The organism is Janibacter sp. FSL W8-0316 (genome assembly GCF_038004165.1).
GTDB lineage: Bacteria > Actinomycetota > Actinomycetes > Actinomycetales > Dermatophilaceae > Janibacter > Janibacter indicus.
Genome location: NZ_JBBOQX010000001.1, coordinates 1,342,576 through 1,365,986, shown reverse-complemented (window position 1 = coordinate 1,365,986; position 23,411 = coordinate 1,342,576). Strand labels below are relative to the sequence as shown.

The 23,411-nt window shown below is 72.3% G+C and carries 20 protein-coding genes; 11 read left to right on the top strand and 9 right to left on the bottom strand.

Going from position 1 to position 23,411, the window contains the following annotated elements:
* Positions 1–3: 3 nt before the first annotated feature.
* The 9 genes from NYE39_RS06685 to NYE39_RS06645 all read left to right on the top strand — a co-directional run bounded on the left by NYE39_RS06685 (position 4) and on the right by NYE39_RS06645 (position 9,601).
* A complete protein-coding gene (locus NYE39_RS06685) occupies positions 4–1,200 on the top strand; it encodes an amidohydrolase (RefSeq protein WP_341012205.1) in 1,197 nt (398 codons plus the stop codon).
* Positions 1,201–1,364: 164 nt separating this feature from the next.
* Positions 1,365–2,396 (top strand): BMP family lipoprotein, encoded by a 1,032-nt coding sequence (locus tag NYE39_RS06680; RefSeq protein ID WP_341012204.1) that lies wholly within the window; start codon positions 1,365–1,367, stop codon positions 2,394–2,396.
* Between the two features lie 82 nt (positions 2,397–2,478).
* The gene (locus tag NYE39_RS06675; protein ID WP_341012203.1) at positions 2,479–4,032 is read left to right on the top strand and encodes an ABC transporter ATP-binding protein; all 1,554 of its coding nucleotides are present in this window, start codon (positions 2,479–2,481) and stop codon (positions 4,030–4,032) included.
* Complete coding sequence (locus NYE39_RS06670) at positions 4,029–5,132, top strand: ABC transporter permease (protein ID WP_341012202.1); 1,104 nt, start codon at positions 4,029–4,031, stop codon at positions 5,130–5,132. Before NYE39_RS06675 ends, NYE39_RS06670 begins: the two co-directional genes overlap by 4 nt.
* Complete coding sequence (locus NYE39_RS06665) at positions 5,129–6,391, top strand: ABC transporter permease (protein ID WP_341012201.1); 1,263 nt, start codon at positions 5,129–5,131, stop codon at positions 6,389–6,391. Before NYE39_RS06670 ends, NYE39_RS06665 begins: the two co-directional genes overlap by 4 nt.
* Before the next feature lies 1 nt (position 6,392).
* On the top strand, positions 6,393–6,806 hold the full coding sequence (locus NYE39_RS06660) for a cytidine deaminase (RefSeq protein WP_341012200.1): 414 nt from the start codon (positions 6,393–6,395) through the stop codon (positions 6,804–6,806).
* Positions 6,803–8,104: a thymidine phosphorylase gene (locus NYE39_RS06655; protein ID WP_341012199.1), complete on the top strand. Its 1,302-nt coding sequence runs from the start codon at positions 6,803–6,805 to the stop codon at positions 8,102–8,104. The genes NYE39_RS06660 and NYE39_RS06655 overlap by 4 nt, the downstream gene beginning before the upstream one ends.
* Before the next feature lies 1 nt (position 8,105).
* Positions 8,106–8,465, top strand: a complete 360-nt coding sequence (locus tag NYE39_RS06650) for a cupin domain-containing protein (RefSeq protein ID WP_072625232.1) — start codon at positions 8,106–8,108, stop codon at positions 8,463–8,465.
* The gene (locus NYE39_RS06645) at positions 8,462–9,601 is read left to right on the top strand and encodes an adenosine deaminase (RefSeq protein WP_341012198.1); all 1,140 of its coding nucleotides are present in this window, start codon (positions 8,462–8,464) and stop codon (positions 9,599–9,601) included. The genes NYE39_RS06650 and NYE39_RS06645 overlap by 4 nt, the downstream gene beginning before the upstream one ends.
* A gap of 51 nt (positions 9,602–9,652) precedes the next feature.
* Here NYE39_RS06645 and deoC read toward each other — a convergent pair whose 3' ends face one another.
* Genes deoC through NYE39_RS06620 form a run of 5 tightly spaced genes read right to left on the bottom strand, consistent with a single transcriptional unit; the run spans position 9,653 to position 14,340 of the window.
* Positions 9,653–10,432, bottom strand: coding sequence for a deoxyribose-phosphate aldolase (gene deoC / locus NYE39_RS06640; RefSeq protein ID WP_341012197.1), 780 nt, complete (start codon positions 10,430–10,432; stop codon positions 9,653–9,655).
* Between the two features lie 4 nt (positions 10,433–10,436).
* Entirely contained in the window at positions 10,437–11,072 is a 636-nt protein-coding gene (locus tag NYE39_RS06635) for a YigZ family protein (RefSeq protein ID WP_341012196.1), read from the bottom strand.
* Between the two features lie 5 nt (positions 11,073–11,077).
* Entirely contained in the window at positions 11,078–11,695 is a 618-nt protein-coding gene (locus tag NYE39_RS06630; protein ID WP_341012195.1) for a uridine kinase family protein, read from the bottom strand.
* A gap of 49 nt (positions 11,696–11,744) precedes the next feature.
* Entirely contained in the window at positions 11,745–13,514 is a 1,770-nt protein-coding gene (locus NYE39_RS06625; protein WP_341012194.1) for a phospho-sugar mutase, read from the bottom strand.
* 7 nt (positions 13,515–13,521) lie between these two features.
* Entirely contained in the window at positions 13,522–14,340 is an 819-nt protein-coding gene (locus tag NYE39_RS06620; RefSeq protein ID WP_341012193.1) for a purine-nucleoside phosphorylase, read from the bottom strand.
* A gap of 25 nt (positions 14,341–14,365) precedes the next feature.
* Here NYE39_RS06620 and NYE39_RS06615 point away from each other — a divergent pair, with 25 nt between their 5' ends.
* Positions 14,366–15,781: an NAD(P)H-quinone dehydrogenase gene (locus NYE39_RS06615; protein WP_341012192.1), complete on the top strand. Its 1,416-nt coding sequence runs from the start codon at positions 14,366–14,368 to the stop codon at positions 15,779–15,781.
* A 71-nt stretch (positions 15,782–15,852) separates the two neighbouring features.
* Positions 15,853–16,146, top strand: coding sequence for an antitoxin (locus NYE39_RS06610; protein WP_341012191.1), 294 nt, complete (start codon positions 15,853–15,855; stop codon positions 16,144–16,146).
* A gap of 23 nt (positions 16,147–16,169) precedes the next feature.
* Here NYE39_RS06610 and NYE39_RS06605 read toward each other — a convergent pair whose 3' ends face one another.
* The 4 genes from NYE39_RS06605 to NYE39_RS06590 all read right to left on the bottom strand — a co-directional run bounded on the left by NYE39_RS06605 (position 16,170) and on the right by NYE39_RS06590 (position 23,311).
* Positions 16,170–18,152, bottom strand: coding sequence for an MFS transporter (locus tag NYE39_RS06605; protein ID WP_341012190.1), 1,983 nt, complete (start codon positions 18,150–18,152; stop codon positions 16,170–16,172).
* Positions 18,152–19,918: an acetyl/propionyl/methylcrotonyl-CoA carboxylase subunit alpha gene (locus tag NYE39_RS06600; protein ID WP_341012188.1), complete on the bottom strand. Its 1,767-nt coding sequence runs from the start codon at positions 19,916–19,918 to the stop codon at positions 18,152–18,154. The genes NYE39_RS06605 and NYE39_RS06600 overlap by 1 nt, the downstream gene beginning before the upstream one ends.
* 103 nt (positions 19,919–20,021) lie before the next feature.
* On the bottom strand, positions 20,022–22,616 hold the full coding sequence (locus NYE39_RS06595) for a DUF4153 domain-containing protein (protein WP_341012187.1): 2,595 nt from the start codon (positions 22,614–22,616) through the stop codon (positions 20,022–20,024).
* Positions 22,613–23,311 carry a response regulator transcription factor gene (locus tag NYE39_RS06590; protein ID WP_192910639.1) on the bottom strand — a complete coding sequence of 233 codons (699 nt, stop codon included), beginning with the start codon at positions 23,309–23,311 and terminating at the stop codon, positions 22,613–22,615. Before NYE39_RS06590 ends, NYE39_RS06595 begins: the two co-directional genes overlap by 4 nt.
* Positions 23,312–23,411 lie beyond the last annotated feature (100 nt).

Sequence of the window (23,411 nt, the reverse complement as noted above, 5' to 3'; positions counted from 1 at the left end):
GCCATGACTGCTCCCCTCGCCCCGACGCTGCTGCGTGTCGTCGACCGGCTGGTGCCCGAGCTGATCGACTTCCGGCGAGACCTGCACCGCCACCCGGAGATCTCCTTCCAGGAGCACCGCACGACCGCGCGCCTGCGCGAGCGGCTGGAGGCCGCCGGGCTCGAGCCGCGCTCGGTGAGCGAGACCGGGCTCGTCGTCGACCTCGGGGCCACCGAGCCGCGTCGCCGCGTCGCCCTGCGCGGCGACATCGACGCCCTGCCCGTACGCGAGCGCACCGGCCTCGACTGGAGCTCGACCGTCGACGGTGTCTGCCACGCCTGCGGCCACGACGTGCACACCACGGCGCTGCTCGGCGCCGGGCTGGCGCTGGCCGAGGTCGCCGACGAGCTCGCGGCACGTCACGTCGGTGTGCGACTGGTCTTCCAGCCCGCCGAGGAGCAGATGCCGGGCGGGGCGCTCACGTTCGTCCAGTCCGGGGTGATGCAGGGCGTCGACACCGTCTACGCGGTGCACTGCGACCCCTCGCTCGACGTCGGCGAGATCGGCCTGCGCGAGGGTCCGCTCACCGCGGCTGCCGACCAGGTGACCGTCACCCTGCGGGGGCGCGGAGGGCACACCTCGCGGCCCTTCCTCACCGAGGACCTCACCTACGCCCTCGGCAAGGTCGTCACCGACGTGCCGGCCGTCCTCAGCCGCCGGGTCGACCCCCGCGCCGGGCTCGTCGTCGTCTGGGGACGCGTCTCGGCCGGCGAGGCGATCAACGTCATCCCCTCGACGGGCGTCGCGCAGGGCACGCTGCGGATGCTGGACGTCGGCCTGTGGGAGGAGATCGGCCCGCTGCTCCACGAGGTCGTCGCCGATGTCGTGCGTCCCTACGGCGTCACCGCGGCCGTCGACCACGTCCGGGGCGTCCCCCCGGTGGTCAACGACTCGGCCGCCGTCGCCGCGCTCGGCCGGGCGACGATGGCCGCCGGCCTGCGTCCGGTCCCGACCCCGCACAGCCTGGGCGGCGAGGACTTTGCGTGGATGCTCCACGAGGCGGAGGGCGCGATGGCCCGGCTCGGGACCCGCACCCACGGCGGCCGCACCTTCGACCTGCACCAGGGCGACCTCGTCGTCGACGAGGGCGCGGTGCGGGGTGGCACCGCGCTGCTCACCCTGGCCGCGGCGGGGGAGTGGACCCGCGTCGAGGACGCCTGACCCGCAACCCTGCACCCGGGTGAGGGTTTTCCCCCTTCGGTCGCGGTCTCATAACAGTTGGTCCCACCGATCACACGGACTCCTGACGTGGGGGCTGCCGCGACGTAGCATCCCGCGATGGCGCTCGTGCGTCACTCGTACCCCTGCTCGAGAAGGAGAGCGCCTTGCGTCACACCGTGAAGGCCGCATCGATCATGTCCGTCGCCGCCCTGGCCCTGACCGCCTGCGGCAGCAGCGACTCGGGTGGTGACGCCACGTCCGCGGAGGGCAGCGACGTCAAGGCCTGCCTCGCGTACGACGTGGGTGGCCGCGGCGACCAGTCCTTCAACGACTCGGCGGCCAAGGGCCTGGACCAGGCCAAGGAGGAGCTCGGCGTCGAGATCGAGGAGGTCGAGGCCAGCCAGGGCGAGAACGACGCTGCCCGCGAGGACCGCCTCAACCAGCTCGTCGACGCCGACTGCACCAACATCATCGGTGTCGGCTACATCTACGCCAAGGCGATCGGCGGGGCGGCCAAGGACAACCCGGACGTCTCTTTCGCGATCATCGACGACGCCTCGGCCGACTCCGAGGGCGAGAACGTCGCCCAGCTCGTCTTCGCTGAGCACGAGGGTTCCTTCCTCGTCGGCGCGGCCGCGGCGCTGAAGTCCAAGAGCGGCAAGGTCGGCTTCATCGGTGGCACCGACGTGCCCCTGATCAACAAGTTCGAGGCGGGCTTCAAGGCCGGCGCCCAGGCCGTCGACCCCAAGATCGATGTCCAGACCAAGTACCTGGCCGAGGACGGCTCGGGCTTCGCTGACCCGGCGAAGGGCAAGACCGCCGCCGAGGGCATGTATGACAAGGGCGCCGACGTCATCTACCACGCGGCCGGCGGCTCCGGATCGGGCCTCTTCGAGGCGGCCAAGGCCAACAAGAAGATGGCCATCGGCGTCGACTCCGACCAGGCCAAGACCGCGGAGAAGGACGTCCAGGACGTCATCATCACCTCGATGGTCAAGAACGTCGACGTCGCTGTCTTCGACTACATCAAGGCCTCGACCGAGGGTGAGCCGCTCACCGGCCTCCAGGAGTTCGACCTCAAGGACGGCGGTGTCTCGTACGCCACCACCGGCGGCAAGATCGACGACATCACCAAGGAGCTCGACGACTACAAGCAGCAGATCGTCGACGGGAAGATCACCGTCCCGTCCAAGTGACGCCGACCGGCACCCCGGGGCCCGTCCGGGATCGCTACCCTTCGCCTGCGGCACCAACCCGCGGACGTCCCACGGAGGCACCATGAGCACGACCGTCCCAGACCCCCCTTCGGCCTCGAGCCCACCCACCGGTGACCTCGCGGTCGCGGTCGAGGGCATCACCAAGCGCTTCCCGGGCGTCGTCGCCAACCGGGACATCTCCTTCGGCGTCGAGCGGGGCACGGTCCACGCGATCGTCGGTGAGAACGGTGCCGGCAAGTCGACGCTGATGAAGATCCTCTACGGGGTCCAGCGGCCGGACGAGGGGACCATCTCCGTCGGTGGCGAGCCCGTCACCCTGCACAGCCCGGCCGACGCGATCAAGCATGGCATCGGCATGGTCTTCCAGCACTTCATGCTCGCCGACAACCTCACCGTCGCCGAAAACGTCGTGCTCGGCGCCGAAAAGCCGCACGGCATCGGTGCCGCGGCCCGCGCTGAGATCACCCGGATCTCCGACGAGTACGGCCTCGGGATCGACCCCCGCGAGCTCGTCGCCGACCTAGGCGTCGGAGCCCGGCAGCGCGTCGAGATCCTCAAGGTGCTCTACCGGGGTGCGCGCACGATCATCCTCGACGAGCCCACCGCGGTACTCGTGCCGCAGGAGGTCGACGAGCTCTTCGGCAACCTGCGTGAGCTCAAGCGCGAGGGCATCACGGTGCTCTTCATCTCGCACAAGCTCGACGAGGTGCTGTCCGTCGCCGACCGGGTCACCGTCATCCGCCGCGGCACCACCGTCGACACCGTCCTGCCCCAGGACGTCACGGCCCGCCAGCTCGCTGAGCTCATGGTCGGGTCCGAGCTGCCCACCCCGGAGACCGAGGAATCGACGGTCACCGACCGCGTCGTGCTCTCCGTCCGGGACATCACCCTCGCCGGCGCCGGGCGCAACGCCCTCGAGGACGTCACGCTCGACATCCACGCCGGCGAGGTCGTCGGCATCGCGGGCGTCGAGGGCAACGGCCAGGCCGAGCTCGTCGAGGTGCTCATGGGCATGCGCGAGCCGGTCAGCGGCAGCATCGAGCTCGAGGGCATCGACATCTCCGACTGGGACGTGCGCCGCATCCGCGAGGCAGGCGTCGGCTACATCCCCGAGGACCGCCACCGTCAGGGCCTGCTGCTCGACGCCCCGCTGTGGGAAAACCGGATGCTCGGTCACCAGACCCAGGCCCCTGCCTCCCGCCGCGGGATCCTCACCCCGTCGGACGCGCGCGCGGACACCGAGCGGATCGTCGCCGAGTACGACGTGCGCACACCCGGCATCCACGTCACCGTCGGCTCGCTGTCCGGCGGCAACCAGCAAAAGCTCATCATCGGGCGCGAGATGAGCCATGCACCCAAGGTGCTCATCGCCTCGCACCCGACCCGTGGCGTCGACGTCGGCGCCCAGGCCGCGATCTGGGACCTCATCCGGGAGGCCCGTCGCGAGGGCCTGGCGGTGCTGCTCATCAGCGCCGACCTCGAGGAGCTCATCGGCCTCTCCGACACGATCAAGGTCATCCTGCGCGGACGCATCACCGGGGAGTTCGACCCCGACAAGGTCACGAGCCAGGAGCTCGGCAGCGCCATGACCGGCGCCGGGAAGGACGCCTCATGAAGCTCAGCCTCCGTCGCCTCCTGCTGACGCTGGCCGCACCCGTGCTCGCCATCGTCGTCGCCTTCGTCGTGACCTCGCTCGTCCTCGTGCTCGTCGGTGACCCCGTCGGCAAGGTGTGGTCGACGCTCCTGTCCGAGCCGCGCCCGCGCACGATGGTCAACATCATCAACAGCGGGATCACGTACTACATCGCGGCCGTCGCCGTCGCCGTCGGCTTCAGAATGAAGCTCTTCAACATCGGCGTCGACGGTCAGTACCGGATCGCCGCCTTCGCCGCGGCGCTCATCGCCGGTCAGGGCTGGCTGCCCGGGGTGCTCAACATCGTGCTCGCGATGCTCGTCGCGATGCTCGTCGGTGGCTTCTGGGCGGGCATCGCCGGCTGGCTCAAGGTCCGCCGCGGAGTCTCCGAGGTCATCTCGACGATCATGCTCAACACGATCTCCGCCGGACTCGTCGGCTGGGGGCTGCGGACCTGGGGCCAGCGCGCCGAGGGGAGCAACACCCGCAACACGCAGGAGATCCCCGAGTCGAGCCAGCTCGAGGGCTTCGCGGTCTTCGCCGACGCACCCAACCGGGTCTACACGCTGCTCGTGCTCGCGATCGCGATCGGCATCGCCTACTGGTTCGTCATCAACCGCACCCGGTTCGGCTTCGACGTGCGCGCCACGGGTGAGTCCGAGTCGGCCGCCGTCGCGAGCGGTGTCAAGGTGCCGCGCATGGTGCTCATCGCGATGATCGCCTCCGGCGCCGTCGCCGGCCTCATCAGCATGCCGGCCTTCTTCGGGGCCGACCACAGCTACGGGCTGAACTTCCAGGAGGGCGTCGGCTTCATCGGCATCGGCATCGCCCTGCTGGGTCGCAACCACCCGGTCGGCATCGCCTTCGCCGCGCTCCTGTGGTCGTGGCTGGAAAAGGCGAGCGACGGCCTGCAGCTGCAGGCCGGCGTCTCCCCGGCGCTCGTCTACATCATCCAGGGCGTCATCCTGCTGGCCGTCGTCATCGCCTACGAGGTCGTCGCCCGATTCGAGCGGCGCTTCGAGCAGAAGCAGGTCACCCGCCAGCTCGATGCCGGCGTCACCACGGAAGGAGCCACGGCATGAGCCTGAGTGTCGGCACCGAGACCGAGATCGCTCCGTCCACGACTGCCCGCCGCATCCCCTTCTGGGCCTGGCCGCTCGCCCTCGCCGGCGTCCTCGTCGCGCTCTCCGCGATCCGTCTGGTCACGGGGATCAGCGACATCTCCTCCTCCGGCACCCTCGGTGCCACCCTGGCGCTCGCCATGCCCCTCGCCCTCGCGGGTCTCGGCGGCCTGTGGTCCGAGCGGGCCGGGGTCATCAACATCGGCCTCGAGGGCATGATGATCCTCGGTACGTGGGGGGCCGCCTTCGGCGCGATCCACGGCGGCCCGTGGATGGGCATCGTCGGAGCCATGGTCTGCGGCGCGGTCGGCGGGCTCGTCCACGCCCTGGCGACCGTGACCTTCGGCGTCGACCACATCGTCTCCGGTGTCGCGCTCAACATCGTCGCCATGGGCGTCGCGAGCTACCTCGCCGCCCGCTTCTTCGGCGAGCTCGAAGGCGGCAGCGACGTGCAGTCGCCGCCACTCCCTTCGCTCCCGCGGGTGGGCATCCCCGGCATCTCCGACCCGCTGAAGTCCGTCGAGGACAAGGGCTGGTTCTTCGTCTCCGAGCTCGCCGCGCTGCTGCGGGCCGCCACGACCAACCTATCGATCCTCACCGTCATCGCCCTGCTGCTCATCGTCGGCACGTGGTGGCTGCTGTGGCGCACCCCCTTCGGCCTGCGGGTCCGCTCGTGCGGTGAGTCGCCGGTCGCCGCCGAGACCCTTGGCGTCAACGTCTACCTCTACAAGTACGTCGCGGTGACGGCCTCCGGTGCACTCGCCGGTCTCGGCGGCGGCTTCCTCGCCATGGTCGCGTCCAACGCCTACCGCGAGAGCCAGACCGACGGCCGCGGCTACATCGGTCTCGCCGCGATGATCTTCGGCAACTGGCGCCCCGGCGGGGTGCTCATGGGTTCTGGGCTCTTCGGCTTCATGGACGCACTGCAGCTGCGCGGTGGCGGCGACGCGATCCACGCGCTGCTCCTGCTCATCGCGGTGCTGCTCGTCGGTCTCGGCCTGTGGCAGGTCCTGCGCCGCCAGCGCTACGTCCAGGGCACCATCGCCGTCGCCATCGGTATCGCCGTCGGCGTGATCTTCGTGATCACCGAGACCGTCCCCGGCGACGTCACCCGGTTTGCCCCGCACCTGACGACCCTGCTCGTCCTCGCCTTCGCCAGCCAACGCCTGCGGATGCCGGCGGCCAACGGCAAGATCTACCGGCGCGGCGAAGGCCACTGAGGTGGCTGACGCGCTGAGCGAGGCGGACTGGGAGCGGCTGCGGGTCACCGCGGTCGAGGCGATGGAGCGGGCCTACGCGCCCTACTCCGACTTCCCCGTGGGCGTGGCCGGCTACGCCGACGACGGGCGCCTGCTGAGCGGGTGCAATGTCGAAAATGCGTCGTACGCCGTCGGCCTGTGCGCCGAGTGCGGGCTGATCAGCGACCTCGTGCGCACCGGGGGCGGCCGGCTCGTCGCCGTGTGGTGCGTCGATGCGCGAGGTGAGACGCTCATGCCCTGCGGCCGCTGTCGCCAGCTGCTGTGGGAGCACGGCGGGCCGCAGTGCCGCATCCAGACGCCGGAGGGCGAGCGGGGCCTCGCCGAGATCCTGCCCCAGGCCTTCGGTGCCGATGACCTGACGAAGGGAGCACCGTGACCGAGCAGCACGACGCCGTCGACATCATCCGGACCAAGCGGGACCGCGGGGAGCTGACGCCCGAGCAGATCGACTGGGTCATCGACGCCTACACCCGAGGGGTCGTCGCCGACGAGCAGATGTCCTCGCTCGCGATGGCGATCCTGCTCAACGGCATGACCCGTCCCGAGATCGCCCGGTGGACCGCGGCGATGATCGCCAGCGGCGAGCGGATGGACTTCTCCGGCCTGAGCCGGCCGACCTCCGACAAGCACTCGACCGGTGGGGTCGGCGACAAGATCACCCTGCCGCTCGCGCCCCTCGTCGCGGTCTTCGACGTCGCGGTGCCGCAGCTGTCGGGCCGCGGTCTCGGCCACACCGGCGGCACCCTCGACAAGCTCGAGTCGATCCCCGGCTGGCAGGCCGACCTGACCAACGACGCGATGCTCGCCCAGCTCGAGGACGTCGGCGCGGTCATCTGCGCCGCGGGTGCCGGGCTGGCCCCCGCCGACAAGAAGCTCTACGCCCTGCGCGACGTCACCGGCACCGTCGAGGCGATCCCGCTGATCGCCAGCTCGATCATGAGCAAGAAGATCGCCGAGGGCACCGGGGCGCTCGTGCTCGACGTCAAGGTCGGCTCGGGGGCCTTCATGAAGACCCGCGAGGACGCGAGCGAGCTCGCGCGCACGATGGTCGACCTCGGCACCGACGCGGGGGTCAACACCGTGGCGCTCATCACCGACATGTCCGTGCCGCTCGGTCTGACCGCCGGCAACGCCCTCGAGGTGCGCGAGTCCGTCGAGGTCCTCTCCGGCGGCGGCCCGCAGGACGTCGTCGACCTCACCGTGGCCCTGGCCGACGAGATGACCCGCGCCGCGGGCCAGGAGGTCGGTGCCGACGAGCTGCGCGCCGCGCTGGCCGACGGGCGGGCGATGGACGTGTGGCGCCGGATGATCTCGGCGCAGGGTGGCGACCCCGATGCCGAACTGCCGACCGCTGCCGAGACCGAGACGATCACCGCCGACGCCGACGGTCACCTCGAGCACGTCGACGCCCTCGCCGTGGGTGTCGCCGCCTGGCGCCTGGGTGCCGGGCGGGCCCGCAAGGAGGACCCGGTGCAGGCCGGCGCCGGCGTCGAGCTGCACGTCCGCCCGGGGGAGCGGGTGAGCGCGGGCCAGCCGCTGCTGACGCTGCACACCGACACCCCGGAGCGCTTCGCGCGGGCGCAGGAGTCCCTCGAGGGTGCCTGGCGGATCAGCGAGCAGGCCCCTGCCGCGCGCGAGGTCGTCCTCGACCGGATCACCGCCCGAGGGGCCTGAGGTGCCCGAGCTCAACGCCGAGCCCTCGATCATCGACGTCCCCGGCGGCAAGGTCATCGCCGAGCACGTCGGCCGGGTCGCCACCGGCAGCACCGCGATGTCGGTGGCCCACATGAAGGCCCCGGCCGGGTGGTCCGAGCCGGCCCAGCGGCCCGACTTCGACGAGGTGACGCTCGTCGTCGCGGGGACGGTCCTCGTCGAGCACGACGGCGGCACCACCGAGGTGCACGCCGGGCAGAGCATCGTCACGCGGGCGGGGGAGCGGGTGCGCTACTCGACCGGCAACGCCGGTGCCGAGTACGTCGCGATCTGCACCCCGGCCTTCGCTCCGGACACCGTGCACCGCGAGGACGAGGCATGAGCCTCGACGAGGCCGCGATTCGGGCCCTGCCCAAGGTCGTGCTGCACGACCACCTCGACGGGGGCCTGCGACCGGCCACGGTCCTGGAGATCGCCGACGAGGTCGGTCACGAGCTGCCGGTGAGCGGTGCCGACCGGACCGCCGAGGGTCTGGCGCGGTGGTTCCGCGAGTCCGCGGACTCCGGGTCGCTGGAGCGCTACCTCGAGACCTTCGCGCACACCGTCGGCGTCATGCAGACCGCGCCGGCACTGCGGCGCGTGGCCCGTGAATCGGTGCTCGACCTGGCCCGCGACGGCGTCGTCTACGCCGAGTCCCGCTACGCCCCCGAGCAGCACCTGGAGGGTGGGCTGAGGCTCGAGCAGGTCGTCGAGGAGGTCGACGCCGGCTTCCGCGAAGGGGAGGAGCTGGCCGCCGCCGAGGGCCGCCCGATCGTCGTCCGGTCGTTGCTCACCGCGATGCGGCACGCCGCGAAGTCGCGGGAGATCGCCGAGCTGGCCGTGCGCTACCGCGACCGGGGTGTCGCGGGCTTCGACATCGCGGGCGCCGAGGCCGGGTACCCGCCGAGCCGGCACCTCGACGCCTTCGAGTACCTGCGCCGCGAGAATGCGCACTTCACGATCCACGCAGGAGAGGCCTTCGGTCTCCCGAGCATCTGGGAGGCGCTGCAGTGGTGCGGCGCCGACCGTCTCGGGCACGGCGTGCGCATCGTCGACGACATCGGCTTCCGCGGCGCGACGGTGACCGACGACCCCCTGGCGGCCAACGAAGCGGCGCGCGAGGACCCCTCGCAGCTGCGGCTCGGGCGTCTGGCCGCCTTCGTCCGTGACACCCGGGTGCCGCTCGAGATGTGCCCGCACAGCAATGTCCAGACCGGGGCGGCGCCGTCGATCGCGGCGCACCCGATCACCCTGCTGGCCAAGCTGCGCTACCGGATCACGCTCAACACCGACAACCGGCTGATGTCCGACACGTCGATGACCCGCGAGATGCACGCCCTGGTGACCGAGGCGGGCTGGGACCTCGATGACCTGCGCTGGGTGACGACCAATGCGATGAAGTCGGCCTTCCTCCCCTTCGACGAGCGTCTGGAGCTCATCGAAGGGACGATCAAGCCCGCGTACGCCGCCGCCCGCTGACTCCGCCCGAGTGCGAGGCAACCAGGTGACACCAACGACGACGACCTCGGATCAGTAGGTGGTGCTCGGCCCGGCGTCGGCGGTCTGGCCCGGCTCCGGGACGAGCAGACCGGCCGCGCCGACGTGCTCTGCCTCGGCGAGCAGCGCCGCGGTGCTCGAGGTGCCGATGCGGGTGACGCCCTCGGCGAGCATCGCCAGGAGGGTGGGGATGTCGCGGACGCCGCCGGAGGCCTTGACCTCCATGGAGTCGGGGGTGTTGGCCCGCATGAGCGCGACGTCGGTCAGGGTCGCGCCACCCCCGGCGAAGCCCGTCGACGTCTTGGTGAAGTCGGCCCCCGCGTCGGCGCTCGCCCGGCAGGCGTCGATCTTGGCTCGCTCGTCGAGCAGCGCGGTCTCGAAGATCACCTTGACGATGACGCCGGCCTCGTGGCCCACCTCGACGACCGCAGCGATGTCGTCGCGCACGGCCGTGACGTCCCCGCCGCGCAGCCGGCCGATGTTGAGCACCATGTCGAGCTCGGTGGCTCCGTCGGCGAGGGCCTGGCGGGACTCGGCGACCTTGGCCGCGGTCGACGTCGTGCCGTGGGGGAAGCCGATGACCGTGCACACCCGGGTGGGGCTGCCCTCGACGGAGGCGATGGTCTGCGCAGCCAGCGCGACGTCGCTCGGCCGCACGCACACGCTCCAGATGCGCTGGGCGGCGAGCTCGCGGACCGACGCGGACACCTCGTCGGGCGTCAGCTCGGGCTTGAGCAGGGCGTGGTCGATGAGGTCGGCGACGTCCTGGACGGTCAGGGTCGTGCCGGGGGCGAAGGGGGGACGGCGGGTCATGCCCTCAGCCTAGGGCGTCGACCCAGCGCGACCCCACCTCGCGCAGCCGACCGGAGCCGGCGGTCAGCTCTGCCACGAGGGGGCCGAGGGCGGCGACTTCTGTGGCCGGGACCCCGAGCGTCAGGGTGACCTCGGCGGCGTAGTCGGCGTCGACGACGTGCACGCCTCGTGAGCGCAGCTCGTTGTCGACCCGCCCGGCCTCGACGTGCGAGACGGTCAGCGCGTGCTCGACGACGAGCTCACGGCGCAGGGCGCCGACCTCGTCGAGCCCGGCCCGCACCGCGTCGCCGTAGGCGCGCACGAGCCCACCCGTGCCGAGCAGCACCCCACCGAACCACCGGGTGACGACCGCGACGACATCGCTCACCTCGTGCCCGGTGAGGACCTCGAGCATCGGGGCTCCGGCCGTGCCGGAGGGCTCGCCGTCGTCGGAGGAGCGGGTCACCCCCGCGTCGGGACCCAGGACGAAGGCGGAGCAGTGGTGCCGGGCGTCCCAGTGCTGCTTGCGCAGGCGCTCGACGACGGCTCGGGCACTCCCTTCGTCCTCGACTCGCTCGAGGGTGCACCGGAAGCGTGACCGCTTGACCTCGATCTCGACCTCGCCGTCACGGGCGATGGTGCGGTACGACGTCGGGCCCACGGCACTCAGGCGCCGGCGAGCTGGCGCTCGGCCTGGCGGGGGGTGGCGCAGCGGGCGCCGAGCTCGACGTGCCGGGCGACGACCCGCGGCTCGTCCCGCATGAGGACCAGGCCACGGCGGACGAGGGTCAGGGGCGGCTTGCGGCGCTCCTTGAGGTCGCGGGCCAGCCGCAGCACGAAGGTCTTGAGCCGGTGGTGGCGCACGCACCAGGCGGAGTGGAGGAGACCGGCCTCGCGCAGGGCGGGGATGGCCTCGGCCGCGAAGATGCCCTCCGCGACGACGAGGTCGTCGGGTCGCGCCGTCACGGTGTGCTCGCCCGTGGCCCGCGAGACGCTGATGTCGTAGATCGGCATCACCGCCGTCCCGGTCGCCAGGAGGGTGCTCATCGCGGCGACGGCCGCCGGCTCGTCCCAGCTGTCGGGGTGGTCCCAGTCGACCATGCCGAGCTCCTCGCTGCGGGGCAGGTCGGGGGCGTCGAGGTCCTTGTAGAAGTCGTCGAGCCGCACGACCGGCCACCCGTGGTCACGATGCAGGCGGGCGGCGAGACGGGACTTGCCGGAGCCACTGGGCCCGGCGAGGACGACGACACGTCCGGTCGAAGGGGGCTGGGCTGGCGTCGGCACGAGAGCCAACAATACGTGGGTCGAGGTGCGAGGAACGAGCCTCGAGACCCTAGAGCGCCGTCAGCGACTCCATCGCCGCCCGCACCCGACTTAGGCGCTCGGCGGCCCGCTCTCGTGCCACCGACAGGTCGTCGCGGGAGGCGACCGGCTCGATCGCCTCGAGGTAGACCTTGAGCTTCGGCTCTGTGCCGGAGGGACGCACGATGATCCGGGAGTCGTCGTCGAGCAGGTAGCGCAGCCCGTCGGTCGGCGGCAGCCCGCCGGCACCGGCCGAGAGGTCCTCGGCGCTCGCGACGGGGGAGCCGGCGACTTCGGTGGGCGGCGTCTCGCGCAGCCGGGCCATGATCTGCCCGATGTCGGCGAGGTCCTCGACCCGGACGGAGAAGGCGTCGGTGGCGTGCACGCCGAGCTGGCGGTGCAGGTCGTCGAGGACATCGAGGAGGGTGCGGCCCTCGGCCTTGAGGATCGCGGCGAGCTCGGCGATGAGCAGCGCCGCGGAGACGCCGTCCTTGTCGCGCACGAGGTCGGGGGCGACGCAGTAGCCGAGCGCCTCCTCGTAGCCGTAGTGCAGGTCGTCGACGCGGGCGATCCACTTGAAACCGGTGAGGGTCTCCTCGTGCGCCACCCCCGACAGACGGCACATCGCGGCGAGCAGCCGCGAGCTGACGATGGAGTTGGCCATCCGGCGTCCTTCGGGGACGCCGCGCATGATCAGGTGCGAGGCGAGCAGGACGCCGAGCTCGTCGCCGCGCAGCAGCCGCCAGCCGCCGTCGACCGCGGGGTCGGGAACGGCCACGGCGCAGCGGTCGGCATCGGGGTCGTTGGCGATGACGAGGTCGGGTGAGGTCGCGCGGGCGGCCGCCAGGGCGGCGTCGAGCGCACCGTCCTCCTCCGGGTTGGGGAAGGCGACGGTCGGGAAGTCGGGGTCGGGCGCCGCCTGCTCGGCGACCTTCGCCGGCGCGGAGAAGCCGGCCCGCTCGAAGGCACGCTCGACCGTCGTGTCGCCGACCCCGTGGAGCGCGGTGTGCAGCACGGAGAGGTCGCGTGGGGTGTCGAGGCCGACGACTCCCGAGACGGCGTCGAGGTAGGCCTCGAGCAGCTCGTCACCGAGCACCTCCCAGCCGGACTCGGCCCGCGGCACCGATGCGACGCTCGCGACCCGGTCGATCTGGGCGGCGATCTGCGCGTCGCTCGGCGGCACGATCTGGCTGCCGTCGCCGAGGTAGACCTTGTAGCCGTTGTCCTGGGGCGGGTTGTGGCTCGCGGTGACCATGACGCCCGCGTCGGCACCGAGGTGCCGGATGGCGAAGGCCAGCACCGGCGTCGGCAGCGGCTCCGGCAGCAGCGCCGCTCGCCCGCCGGCGGCGGTGACGACCGCCGCGGTGTCGATGGCGAAGGCGTCGGAGTTGTACCTCGCGTCGCGGCCGATGACGACGACGAAGGCGCCGTCCTGAGGTGCGACGGAGTCGCCTCGAAGGGGGGAGGAGCTCGCCTCCTGCAGGTGGGCCACGAGGCCCGCGGCGGCGCGGATGACGACGGCGCGGTTCATCCGGTGGGGGCCGGCGCCGAGGGCGCCGCGCAGTCCGGCGGTGCCGAACTGGAGCAGCCCGGTGAAGCGGTCGGCGAGGTCGGCGACGGCAGCCGGGTCTCCCCCCTTCGTGGCTCCTTCGTCGCGCCTCAGGACGGCGCCTTCGGCAGCGGCCACGATCGCCAGCAGCTCGTCGCGGGTCACGGGGTCGGGGTCGTCGGCAGCCCACTCGCGCGCTGCGACGAGCAGGTCGTCGGGGACGTCGGCGGCGTGGCGGGAGGTGTAGCTCATGGGGGCCTCAGATCCGGGCGACGATGCTGGCGAGGAGGGTGCCGCAGCGCTCGGCGGCGGCCTGACCGGCGGCGACGACCTCGTCGTGCGCCAGGGGAGTCTCGCTGATGCCGGCGGCGGCATTGGTGACGAGCGAGACCCCGAGGACCTCGAGGCCGGCCTCGCGCGCGGCGATCGCCTCGAGCGTCGTCGACATGCCGACGAGGTCGGCGCCGAGGACCCCGGCCATGCGCACCTCCGCGGGGGTCTCGTAGTGCGGCCCGCGGAACTGCGCGTAGACGCCCTCGTCGAGGTCGGGGTCGACCTCGCGGGCCAGCTCGCGCAGGCGGGGGGAGTAGAGGTCGGTGAGGTCGACGAAGTTGGCGCCCTCGACCGGCGAGGTCGCGGTGAGGTTGATGTGGTCGCTGATGAGGACCGGGGTGCCCGGGCCCCACTCGGGCCGCAGCCCGCCGCAGCCGTTGGTCAGCACGATCGCGCGGCACCCGGCCGCGGCGGCGGTGCGCACCGCGTGGACGACGGCGCGCACGCCGCGGCCCTCGTAGAAGTGCGTGCGGGTGCCGAAGACCAGCGCCCGCCGGCCGGTGTCGGCGATCTCGACGGAGCGCAGCTGCCCGGAGTGGCCGGCGACGGCCGCGGCGGCGAAGCCCGGCACCTCGGCCTGCTCGACGGTGGCGACGGTGCGGCCGACCCGGTCTGCGGTCTGGCCCCAGCCGGAGCCGAGGACGAGGGCGACGTCGTGGCTCGCCACGCCGGTGCGGTCGGCGATGACGGCCGCCGCGTCGCGGGCGAGGGCGAAGGGGTCCTGGGTGTCAGCGGTCTGGGTCACAGGCGCAATCTACAAGGGTGGTTGGATGGGAGGCGTGACTCGAACCAGCTCTGTTGTGATCCTCGGCGGCGGCCCGGGCGGCTACGAGGCGGCCCTCGTGGCCGCGCACCTGGGGGCGTCGGTCACCGTCGTCGACCGGGACGGCATCGGCGGGGCCGCGGTGCTCACCGACTGCGTCCCGAGCAAGACCCTCATCGCGACGGCCGACTACCTCGGTGGCTTCGAGACGGCCTCCGAGCTCGGGGTGCACCTCGAGGACCACGAGGGTGACGTCGCGACCGAGACGGTCGCCGAGCTCGACGCGATCAACCGCCGCGTGCTCAACCTCGCGGCGGCGCAGTCCGCGGACATCACCGCCCGGCTGCAGGAGGTCGGGGTGCGGGTCGCGTCCGGTACCGGCCGTCTCGCCTCGCCGAGCGAGGTCGTCGTCGAGGGCGCCGACGGCGCGACCGAGACGATCAGCGCCGACGTCGTGCTGCTGAGCACGGGCGCCACGCCGCGGGTCCTGCCGAGCGCGCAGCCCGACGGCGAGCGGATCCTCACCTGGCAGCAGATCTACGAGCTGCCCGAGATCCCCGACAAGCTCATCGTCGTCGGCTCCGGCGTCACCGGCGCCGAGCTCGCGCAGGCCTACCTCGGCCTGGGCACCGACGTCACGCTCATCTCCTCGCGCGATCTCGTGCTGCCGGGCGAGGACCAGGACGCTGCTGCCGTCATCGAGGACGTCTTCCGCCGACGGGGCATGACCGTGCTCAACCGCTCGCGCATGGCGTCGGCCGAGCGGCGTGGCGACGGTGTCGTCGTCACCCTCGAGGACGGCCGCGAGGTCGAGGGCAGCCACGTGCTCATCGCCGTGGGTGCCGTGCCCAACACCCGCGACATCGGCCTCGAAGAGGTCGGCGTCGAGCTCAGCGAGTCCGGCCACATCGTCACCGACCGCGTCTCGCGGACCTCGGTCCGCGGCGTCTACGCCGCCGGAGACTGCACCGGCGTCTTCGCGCTCGCGTCGGTCGCGGCGATGCAGGGCCGCACGGCCATGGCGCACGCGCTGGGTGACGCGGTGACCCCCCTTCGTCTCTCAGCGGTGTCGGCCAATGTCTTCACCGACCCCGAGATCGCCACGGTCGGCATGAGCGCCGCCGACGCCGCGGACAACTCCGACGTCGAGGCCGTGATGATGCCCCTCTCGCGCAACCCGCGGGCGAAGATGCTCGGCATCGAGGAGGGCTTCGTCAAGCTCTTCGCCTACCGGGGGACCGGCACGCTGCTCGGCGGGGTCGTCGTCGCGCCGCGCGCCTCGGAGCTGATCTTCCCCGTGGCCATCGCCGTGCAGAACAGGCTCTCCGTCGACCAGGTCGCCTCGACCTTCACGGTCTACCCCTCGCTCACCGGCACCCTCGCCGAGGCAGCCCGACGCCTGCACCCCCTCCACGGGGAGTGAGCGCACGCCGCCGCGCTGCCGCCGCTAGGGTCGAAGGGGCCGACCCGCGGCCCGCGACCAAGGAGCCGAGGATGAGCAACAGCCCGCAGCAGTTCAACGGCGGCGAGTATGTCGATAAGGCACGCGACGCGGCCCGGGACCACCCGGACCAGGCGCGCGGTGCGATCGACAAGGTCCAGGAGGCCGTCGACAAGCGCACCGGCGGCAAGTTCACGTCGATCATCGACAAGGCCGGTGACTTCGTCGAGGACAAGCTCGGCCTGCCTGAGGAGAAGAAGGCGGAGCCCGAGGGCGACGCCAGCCCCAAGGCGGACCCGGAGCCGCAGGGCGACTCCTCGACCGGCGGCGGGGCCCTGCCCGGCTGATCCGGCGGGCGCGCCGGCCGCGGTCAGTCGGCCGGCGCGGTCACCGTTGCCGCCTGCAGCTGCAGGTCGGTGCGCACGGCGGATCCACCGAGCACGACGGTCCGCGTGACGATGGCGCTCGTGGCCCGGTCGACGGCCGTGACGACATAGGTGCCCTCCTTGGGCACCGGCAGCTCGTAGCGCCCGTCGGGGCCGGTACGCATCCAGTCGACCGACCCACCAGACCGGCGGGTGACGACGACGGAGACGTCCGCCGCGGGCTGCCCGTCGACACCGATCACGGTGCCCGAGACGCTCATCCGGTCGCGCAGCACCAGAGGCGGCACCTGCGGGCCCCGCTCCAGGTCGACGTAGGCGCTCACGGGTTCCCAGCCCGGGGCGGTGACGACGAAGAGGTGCTTGATCGGGCCGCCCGTCGCCACCGAGTAGTCACCGGCCGAGTCGGTGTGCGACCAGTCGACGTGCGAGCCCTGGCCGCCGAGCACCGTGACGACGGCCCCGGGGAGCGGCTGCCCCGCGGCGTCGGTGATCCGGCCGTGGACGACGTGGTCGGCCTTCTGCTCCTCGACGTCGGGTCGGGCCGGGACCTCGGCGGAGCGCTGCCGCAGGAAGGGCAGGATCAGCCCGAGGCTGATGAGCGAGGCGGCCGTCGCGAGACCGAAGACAGCGGCCATGCCGGTGTAGGTGGGAAACCCGCTGGCCGTGATCGTCGCCGCGAGCACAGCGGTGGTCACGGCACTCGCCGTCGACGTGCCGACCGAGCGCAGCAGCGTGTTGAGGCCGTTGGCCGCCGCCGTCTCGGTGACGGGCACCGAGCGCATGATGAGCGTCGGCAGCGCCGAGTAGGCCAGCGCGGTCCCGATGGTCACGGTGATCGTGCCGAGCACGACGAGACCGATCGAGTGGCTGAAGGGGATGCGGGCGAGGTAGGAGATCGCCATGATCGCCGCGCCCGCACCGATCGCCATCTCGGGCCCGAAGCGGCGGGTCACCCAGCCTGAGAGCGGCGCGAGCAGGCCGAAGGCCACGGCGGAGGGTGCCATCCACAGGCCGGCGTGCAGCGCGTCGAGCCCCAGCCCGTAGCCGGTCTCCTTCGGCGTCTGCAGCAGCTGGGTCGACACGAGCATGTTGACGAACATCGCGAAGCCCATGAAGACCGAGATCGTGTTGGCCGCGATGACGACCGGCTGCGAGGCGGTGCGGATGTCGACGAGCGGGTTGGGGATGCGCAGCTCGAGCGGGACGAAGAGGCCGAACAGCAGCAGGCCCGCGGCGAAGCAGCCGAGCGTGCGCACGTCGAGCCAGCCCCAGTCGCTGCCCTTGGAGACCGCGAGGAGCAGCAGCACGAGCGCCAGGCTGAGCAGGACCGCGCCACGCACGTCGAAGGCGCCCGCGGTGCGCACGCTCGACTCCGAGACCGTGAGGAGGACGAGTGCGATCATCAGCAGGGCGAGGACGCCGGGCAGCCACAGCACGATGTGCCAGTCGAAGGCCTCGGCGAGGTAGCCACCGAGCGGCAGCCCCACGCCGGCCCCGATCGCGAGGGTCGCACTCATCAGGGCGACGGCGAGCGGCACCTGCTCGGGATCGAGCTCGTCGCGCATCGTCGCGATGCCAACCGGCACGAGCGCCATGCCCATGCCCTGCAGGGCCCGGGCGAGGATGAGGAAGGGCAGCGAGGGGGCGAAGGCCCCGACGAGGGCACCGAGCGCGACGACGGCCAAGGTCACGAGGATCATCCGCCGCTTGCCGTACATGTCGGCCATGCGGGAGATGACGGGGGTCGCGACCGCGCCGGCGACGAGGGTCGCGGTGACCAGCCACGAGGCATTGCCGGCGCTCGTGCCGATGAGGTCGGGCAGCTCGGGGACGAGCGGCAGCACCATCGTCTGCTGGAGCGAGACGATCGTCCCGCAGAGGGCGAGGACGGCGATGACGACGCCGCCCCCGGCACGCCGGGAAGGCGTGCCGGGGGCGGCGACGGTGCTGCTGGGGGAGGCGCCCATCAGTCCTTGATCTCGGCGAGGACCGCGCCGTTGCTCACAGTGGCCCCGACCTCGGCCTGCAGGCCGGTGATCGTGCCGGCCTTGTGGGCGTTGATCGGCTGCTCCATCTTCATCGCCTCGAGGACGACGACGAGGTCACCCTCGGCGACCTCCTGGCCCTCCTCGACGGCGAGCTTGACGATCGTGCCCTGCATGGGGGCGGTGAGGCTGTCGCCGGAGGCCGCGGCGCCGCCGCCACTCCCGCCCGAGCGCTTCGGCGCCTTCTTCTTGGCGGCACCGCCGCCGCCACCGAGCGAGAGGCCACCGGGCAGGACGACCTCGAGGCGCTTGCCGCCGACCTCGACGGTGATCTTCTGGCGCTCACCCTCGTCCTCGGCCGCCTCGCCGACCTCGCCGCCGTAGGGGGCGATCTGGTTGTCGAACTCGGTCTCGATCCACCGGGTGTAGACGGAGAAGGGCGCGTCACCCTCGGGCGCGAAGGCCGGGTCGCGGACGATCGCCTGGTGGAAGGGCACGACCGTCGGCATGCCGTCGACGACGAGCTCGTCGAGGGCGCGACGGGAGCGCTCGAGCGCCTGCTGGCGGGTGGAGCCGGTGACGATGAGCTTGGCGATCATCGAGTCGAAGGCCCCGGCGACGGTGTCGCCCTCCTCGATGCCGGCGTCCCAGCGGACACCCGGGCCGTGGGGCACGCGCATCTTGGTCACGGTGCCGGGGGCCGGCATGAAGTTGCGCCCGGCGTCCTCGCCGTTGATGCGGAACTCGAAGGAGTGGCCGCGGGCGATCGGGTCGTCGTAGCCGAGCTCCTCGCCGTCGGCGATGCGCAGCATCTCGCGGACGAGGTCGATGCCGGTGACCTCCTCGGTCACGGGGTGCTCGACCTGCAGGCGGGTGTTGACCTCGAGGAAGGAGATGGTGCCGTCCTGGGCGACGAGGTACTCGCAGGTGCCGGCACCGACGTAGCCGGCCTCCTTGAGGATCGCCTTGGAGGCGCGGACGAGCTCGGCGTGCTGCTCCTCGGTGAGGAAGGGGGCGGGCGCCTCCTCGACGAGCTTCTGGTTGCGGCGCTGGAGCGAGCAGTCGCGGGTCGAGACGACGACGACGTTGCCGTGCTGGTCGGCGAGGCACTGGGTCTCGACGTGGCGCGGCTTGTCGAGGAACTTCTCGACGAGGCACTCGCCGCGGCCGAAGGCCGTGACGGCCTCGCGGACGGCCGACTCGTAGAGCTCGGGGATCTCCTCCATCGTGTAGGCGACCTTGAGGCCACGGCCGCCACCGCCGTAGACGGCCTTGATGGCGATCGGCAGGCCGAACTCCTCGGCGAGGGCGACGACCTCGTCGGCGTCCTTGACCGGGTCGTTGGTGCCGGGAGCCAGGGGCGCGTTGGCCTTGACGGCGATGTGCTTGGCCTTGGCCTTGTCGCCGAGGGCGTCGATGGCCTGGGGGCTGGGTCCGATCCAGATCAGCCCGGCGTCGAGGACGGCCTGGGCGAAGTCTGCGTTCTCGGCGAGGAAGCCGTAGCCCGGGTGGACCGCGTCGGCGCCGGCGTCCTTGGCGACCTGCAGGAGCTTGTCCTGGAGCAGGTAGCTGTCGGCCGGCGTCTGCCCGCCGAGGGCGTACGCCTCGTCGGCGACCTTGACGTGCAGGGCGTCACGGTCGGGCTCGGCGTAGACGGCGACGGAGCCGATGCCGGCGTCGGCGCAGGCACGGGCGATGCGGACGGCGATCTCGCCGCGGTTCGCGATGAGGACTTTGCTGATGGCCATGGGCCGCAGACTACTGCGTGACCGTCGCCCCCGGCTGGTCGCCCGCATCGTGGCGCCGGACACCCCCTTCGCCCACCCCCTGCGAGGGCGAAGGGGGAGCCCGTCACCTCGACCAGCCGCGGGAGTCGGTGCACTGGGTCGGGTCGTCGTAGCGCTGCAGGATCTCCTCGGCGCGGGAGCGGGCGAGGTTCCATCCGGCGAGGGTGTCCTCGTCGCCCGCGCCGTACACCTGGTGCGTCGACAGCGCGCACTGCTTGATGTGCGCGGGCAGGGCGCTCGACTCGATGGTCGGCACGGCGTCGGCGGGCAGGCTGCTGAGGTACCAGGTGTCGATCTTGCCCGTGGCCTGCCACCGCTCGATGTTGCGGTCGGCGACCCATGCGCTCGTGTTGCCGACGGTGCCGACGATGGTCAGGGCGGCCGCGGTGACGAGCACCGTGCGTCCGAGCCAGCGCCGGGTGGGGGTGAAGAGGGAGACGAGCACCGCGAGGACGACGAGCCCGAGCCAGATCTCGAAGAGGTCGGCGTTGATCCGAAGCGTCGTGTAGCCGTAGGCCTCCTGGTAGAGGGCCATGCGGCGCAGCGCGGAGGCGACGACGAGCAGGGTGAGGACGCACAGGGCCGCGTTCATGGCGCGCATGACCCGGCGGTCGCGCTCGGTGCTGGTGCGGCCGAGCGCGCGGACCCCGGCGACGAGCAGGAGGACGAGCGCGGTGGCGAGGGTGAGCTGGCCGAAGCCCTGGCGGGCCGACTCGGCGTAGGTGACGCCGGCGGTGCGCATGACGTAGTCGTGTCCGCCGACGACGGCCGCGGCCTGGGCGACGACGAAGGCGACGAAGATCGCGATGACGACCCCGAGGGGCACCTGCCACTCGCGCTCCGGGATGCGCGGCGACAGCCCGGCCCCCTCGACGGTCGGCGGGTTGATCGCGAGGTAGAGACCGGCGAGCGTGACGCCGGCGAAGAAGACGAGGACGAAGACGCGGAAGATCGCCATGTCGCTGATGTCGGGCACGAGGGCCGCGGCCCACGAGCCGAGGACGGCGTCGGCGGAGGCGAGCAGCCCGCCGAAGACGAGCAGCAGGGCGAGGCTCACGACGGCCGTGCGCAGGATGGACCAACCGCTGCCCCGGCGGGCGAGGACGCGGATCGTCCTGTCGAGCAGCGGCAGCCCGCGCAGTGCCGAGAAGGGCCAGGCGATGACCGACGCGGCGATCCCGCCGACCGTGCGCGCATCGGTGCACGCGGTCGCGGCGAGCACCCCGGCGACGGCGATGGCGAAGAAGCTCATCACCGGGTCGTCGCGCAGGACCGTCGTCAGTCCGAGGGGGAGGGCGAGGGTGGCGGTGAACCACGACCACGGCTTCGCCCGGCGGGGCGAGGCGAGCCACAGTGCGGCGCCACCGGCCGTGAGGACGACGAGCAGCCCGAGCCCGATCGCGTTGCCCGGTAGCAGGATCGCGGCGAGCAGGCCGACGGCGAAGGCGGCGAGCAGCAGCCACGGCTGCGCCTGCGTGACCCGCTCGGGCCACCACCGCGACAACGAGAGACCCGTTCCCTGCCCTTCGAGACGGCGCTGGCGCGCCTCCTCAGGACCCGGTGCGAGGCCGTTCGCGGCCGAGCCTCGAAGGGAGGGCGCGGATTCTGCAGTCATCGTGGGCTCCTGAGTGGTGGTCGTGGTCAACGGTGCCGGCGAAGGGGAGGTCGGCGGGGTGAGCGGGAGGTGGAGCTCGAGCCGGGCCCCGGCGTCGGCGTCCAGGGCGCGGATCGTGCCGCCGTGCATCGAGGCGACCCACGCGGCGATGGCCAGGCCGAGGCCGGTGCCACCCCCTTCGTCCCCGCCGGGACCGAAGCGGTGGAAGAGCCGCTCGGCCCGCTCGGGGGTCAGGCCGGGGCCCTCGTCGGCGACGGTGAGGGTCCACGCGTCGTCGGTGGTGCGGGCGGTGAGCGTGACGGTGCCGCTGGCTGGACTGTGTCGCACGGCGTTGTCGAGGAGGTTGGCGGTCACCTGGGCCAGTCGGTCGCGGTCACCCGTGATGGTGAGGTCGGTGGGCTCGACGTCGACGACGAGGGTGACGTCGCGACCCTGGAGCGATGCTTCGGCGACGGCGTCGTCGAGCAGCTCGCCCACGCGGATCCGACTGGGGGAGAGGGGGATCCGACGACTGTCGGGGCGTGAGAGGTCGAGCAGGTCCGTGACCAGGGAGCCGAGGCGCTCGGACTGCGCGAGGGCGGCCCGCAGGGTCGTCTCGTCCGGGGTGGTGACGCCGTCGGCGAGGTTCTCGAGCAGGGCCTGCTGGGCCGACAGGGGCGTGCGCAGCTCGTGGGCGACGGTCGCGACGAGGCGACGGCGGTGTTCCTCACCCTGCTCGAGCTCGGTCGCCATGCTCGCGAAGGCCCGCGCCAGCGCACCCACCTCGTCCTGCCCGGTCGTCGTGATGCGGGCGCGGTAGTCGCCCTTGGCCATGCGCTCGGCCGCCGTGGTCATCTCGCGCAGCGGGGTGGTCATGCCCGTGGCGAGCCACCGGGTCACGACGAGGGCGAGGCCGATGGTCGCCGGCAGCCCGAGCCACAGGGGGACGCCGGCGTCGGTGCCGATCGTCCCGACGACGGCTGCGACGACGACGCTCGCGCCGACGAGCACGGCCAGCCGGGTGCGGATCGAGGTGAGCTCGAGCAGGGGAGCGGAGCGACTCATCGCCCGGCCCCGTCGTCGAGTGCGTAGCCGACGCCGTGGACGGTGCGGATGCGGTGGGTGCCGATCTTCGCGCGCAGCGCCTTGACGTGGCTGTCGAGGCTGCCGCGGCCGAGCCCGTCGTCCCATCCCCACAGGTCGGCGACGATCCGCTCGCGCCGCAGCACGGCGCCGGGCTCGTGAACCAGCAGCGCGAGCAGGTCGAACTCCGTCGGCGTGAGGTGCACGGCGTGGCCGTCGATCGTGCAGCGTCGGGTGCGTTCGTCGAGCGTCAGGCCGTCGAGGTGGGTGATCGTCTCGTCGGGGCGACCCAGCTCGGCGGCGCGCTCGACGCGACGCAGCAGGGCCCGGACCCGGGCGACGACCTCGCGCATGCGGAAGGGCTTGGTGAGGTAGTCGTCGGCACCCACCCCGAGCCCGACGAGGATGTCGCTCTCATCGTCGCGGGCGGTGAGCATGAGCACCGGCACGGGGCGGTCGGCCTGGATCCGGCGGCACACCTCGAGTCCGTCGAAGCCGGGCAGCATGAGGTCGAGCACGACGACCGCGGGGTCGTGCGCGGCGTGGGCGGCGACCGCCCCCGGCCCGTCGTGCGCCCGCACCACCTCGAAGCCCTCCGCCGTGAAGCGGTCGGCCAGGGCCTGGTTGATCGTCGGGTCGTCCTCGACGACGAGCACGCACGGTGCGGGAGCGGTCATGGGATCAGGCTAGGGAGCCGGACCGGCGGATCCCCGGGGCGCGATCTGGAGATCCTCTGCAGATCTCGGCGAACCGAGAGGAGACGACCGGACGCGACAG

Coding starts and splice junctions, on each gene's coding strand:
- NYE39_RS06685 (WP_341012205.1), top strand. CDS start 4: ATGACTGCTCCCCTCGCCCCGACGCTGCTGCGTGTCGTCGACCGGCTG.
- NYE39_RS06675 (WP_341012203.1), top strand. CDS start 2,479: ATGAGCACGACCGTCCCAGACCCCCCTTCGGCCTCGAGCCCACCCACC.
- NYE39_RS06670 (WP_341012202.1), top strand. CDS start 4,029: ATGAAGCTCAGCCTCCGTCGCCTCCTGCTGACGCTGGCCGCACCCGTG.
- NYE39_RS06665 (WP_341012201.1), top strand. CDS start 5,129: ATGAGCCTGAGTGTCGGCACCGAGACCGAGATCGCTCCGTCCACGACT.
- NYE39_RS06645 (WP_341012198.1), top strand. CDS start 8,462: ATGAGCCTCGACGAGGCCGCGATTCGGGCCCTGCCCAAGGTCGTGCTG.
- deoC (WP_341012197.1), bottom strand. CDS start 10,432: ATGACCCGCCGTCCCCCCTTCGCCCCCGGCACGACCCTGACCGTCCAG.
- NYE39_RS06625 (WP_341012194.1), bottom strand. CDS start 13,514: ATGAGCTACACCTCCCGCCACGCCGCCGACGTCCCCGACGACCTGCTC.
- NYE39_RS06615 (WP_341012192.1), top strand. CDS start 14,366: ATGGGAGGCGTGACTCGAACCAGCTCTGTTGTGATCCTCGGCGGCGGC.
- NYE39_RS06610 (WP_341012191.1), top strand. CDS start 15,853: ATGAGCAACAGCCCGCAGCAGTTCAACGGCGGCGAGTATGTCGATAAG.
- NYE39_RS06605 (WP_341012190.1), bottom strand. CDS start 18,152: ATGGGCGCCTCCCCCAGCAGCACCGTCGCCGCCCCCGGCACGCCTTCC.
- NYE39_RS06600 (WP_341012188.1), bottom strand. CDS start 19,918: ATGGCCATCAGCAAAGTCCTCATCGCGAACCGCGGCGAGATCGCCGTC.
- NYE39_RS06595 (WP_341012187.1), bottom strand. CDS start 22,616: ATGAGTCGCTCCGCTCCCCTGCTCGAGCTCACCTCGATCCGCACCCGG.
- NYE39_RS06590 (WP_192910639.1), bottom strand. CDS start 23,311: ATGACCGCTCCCGCACCGTGCGTGCTCGTCGTCGAGGACGACCCGACG.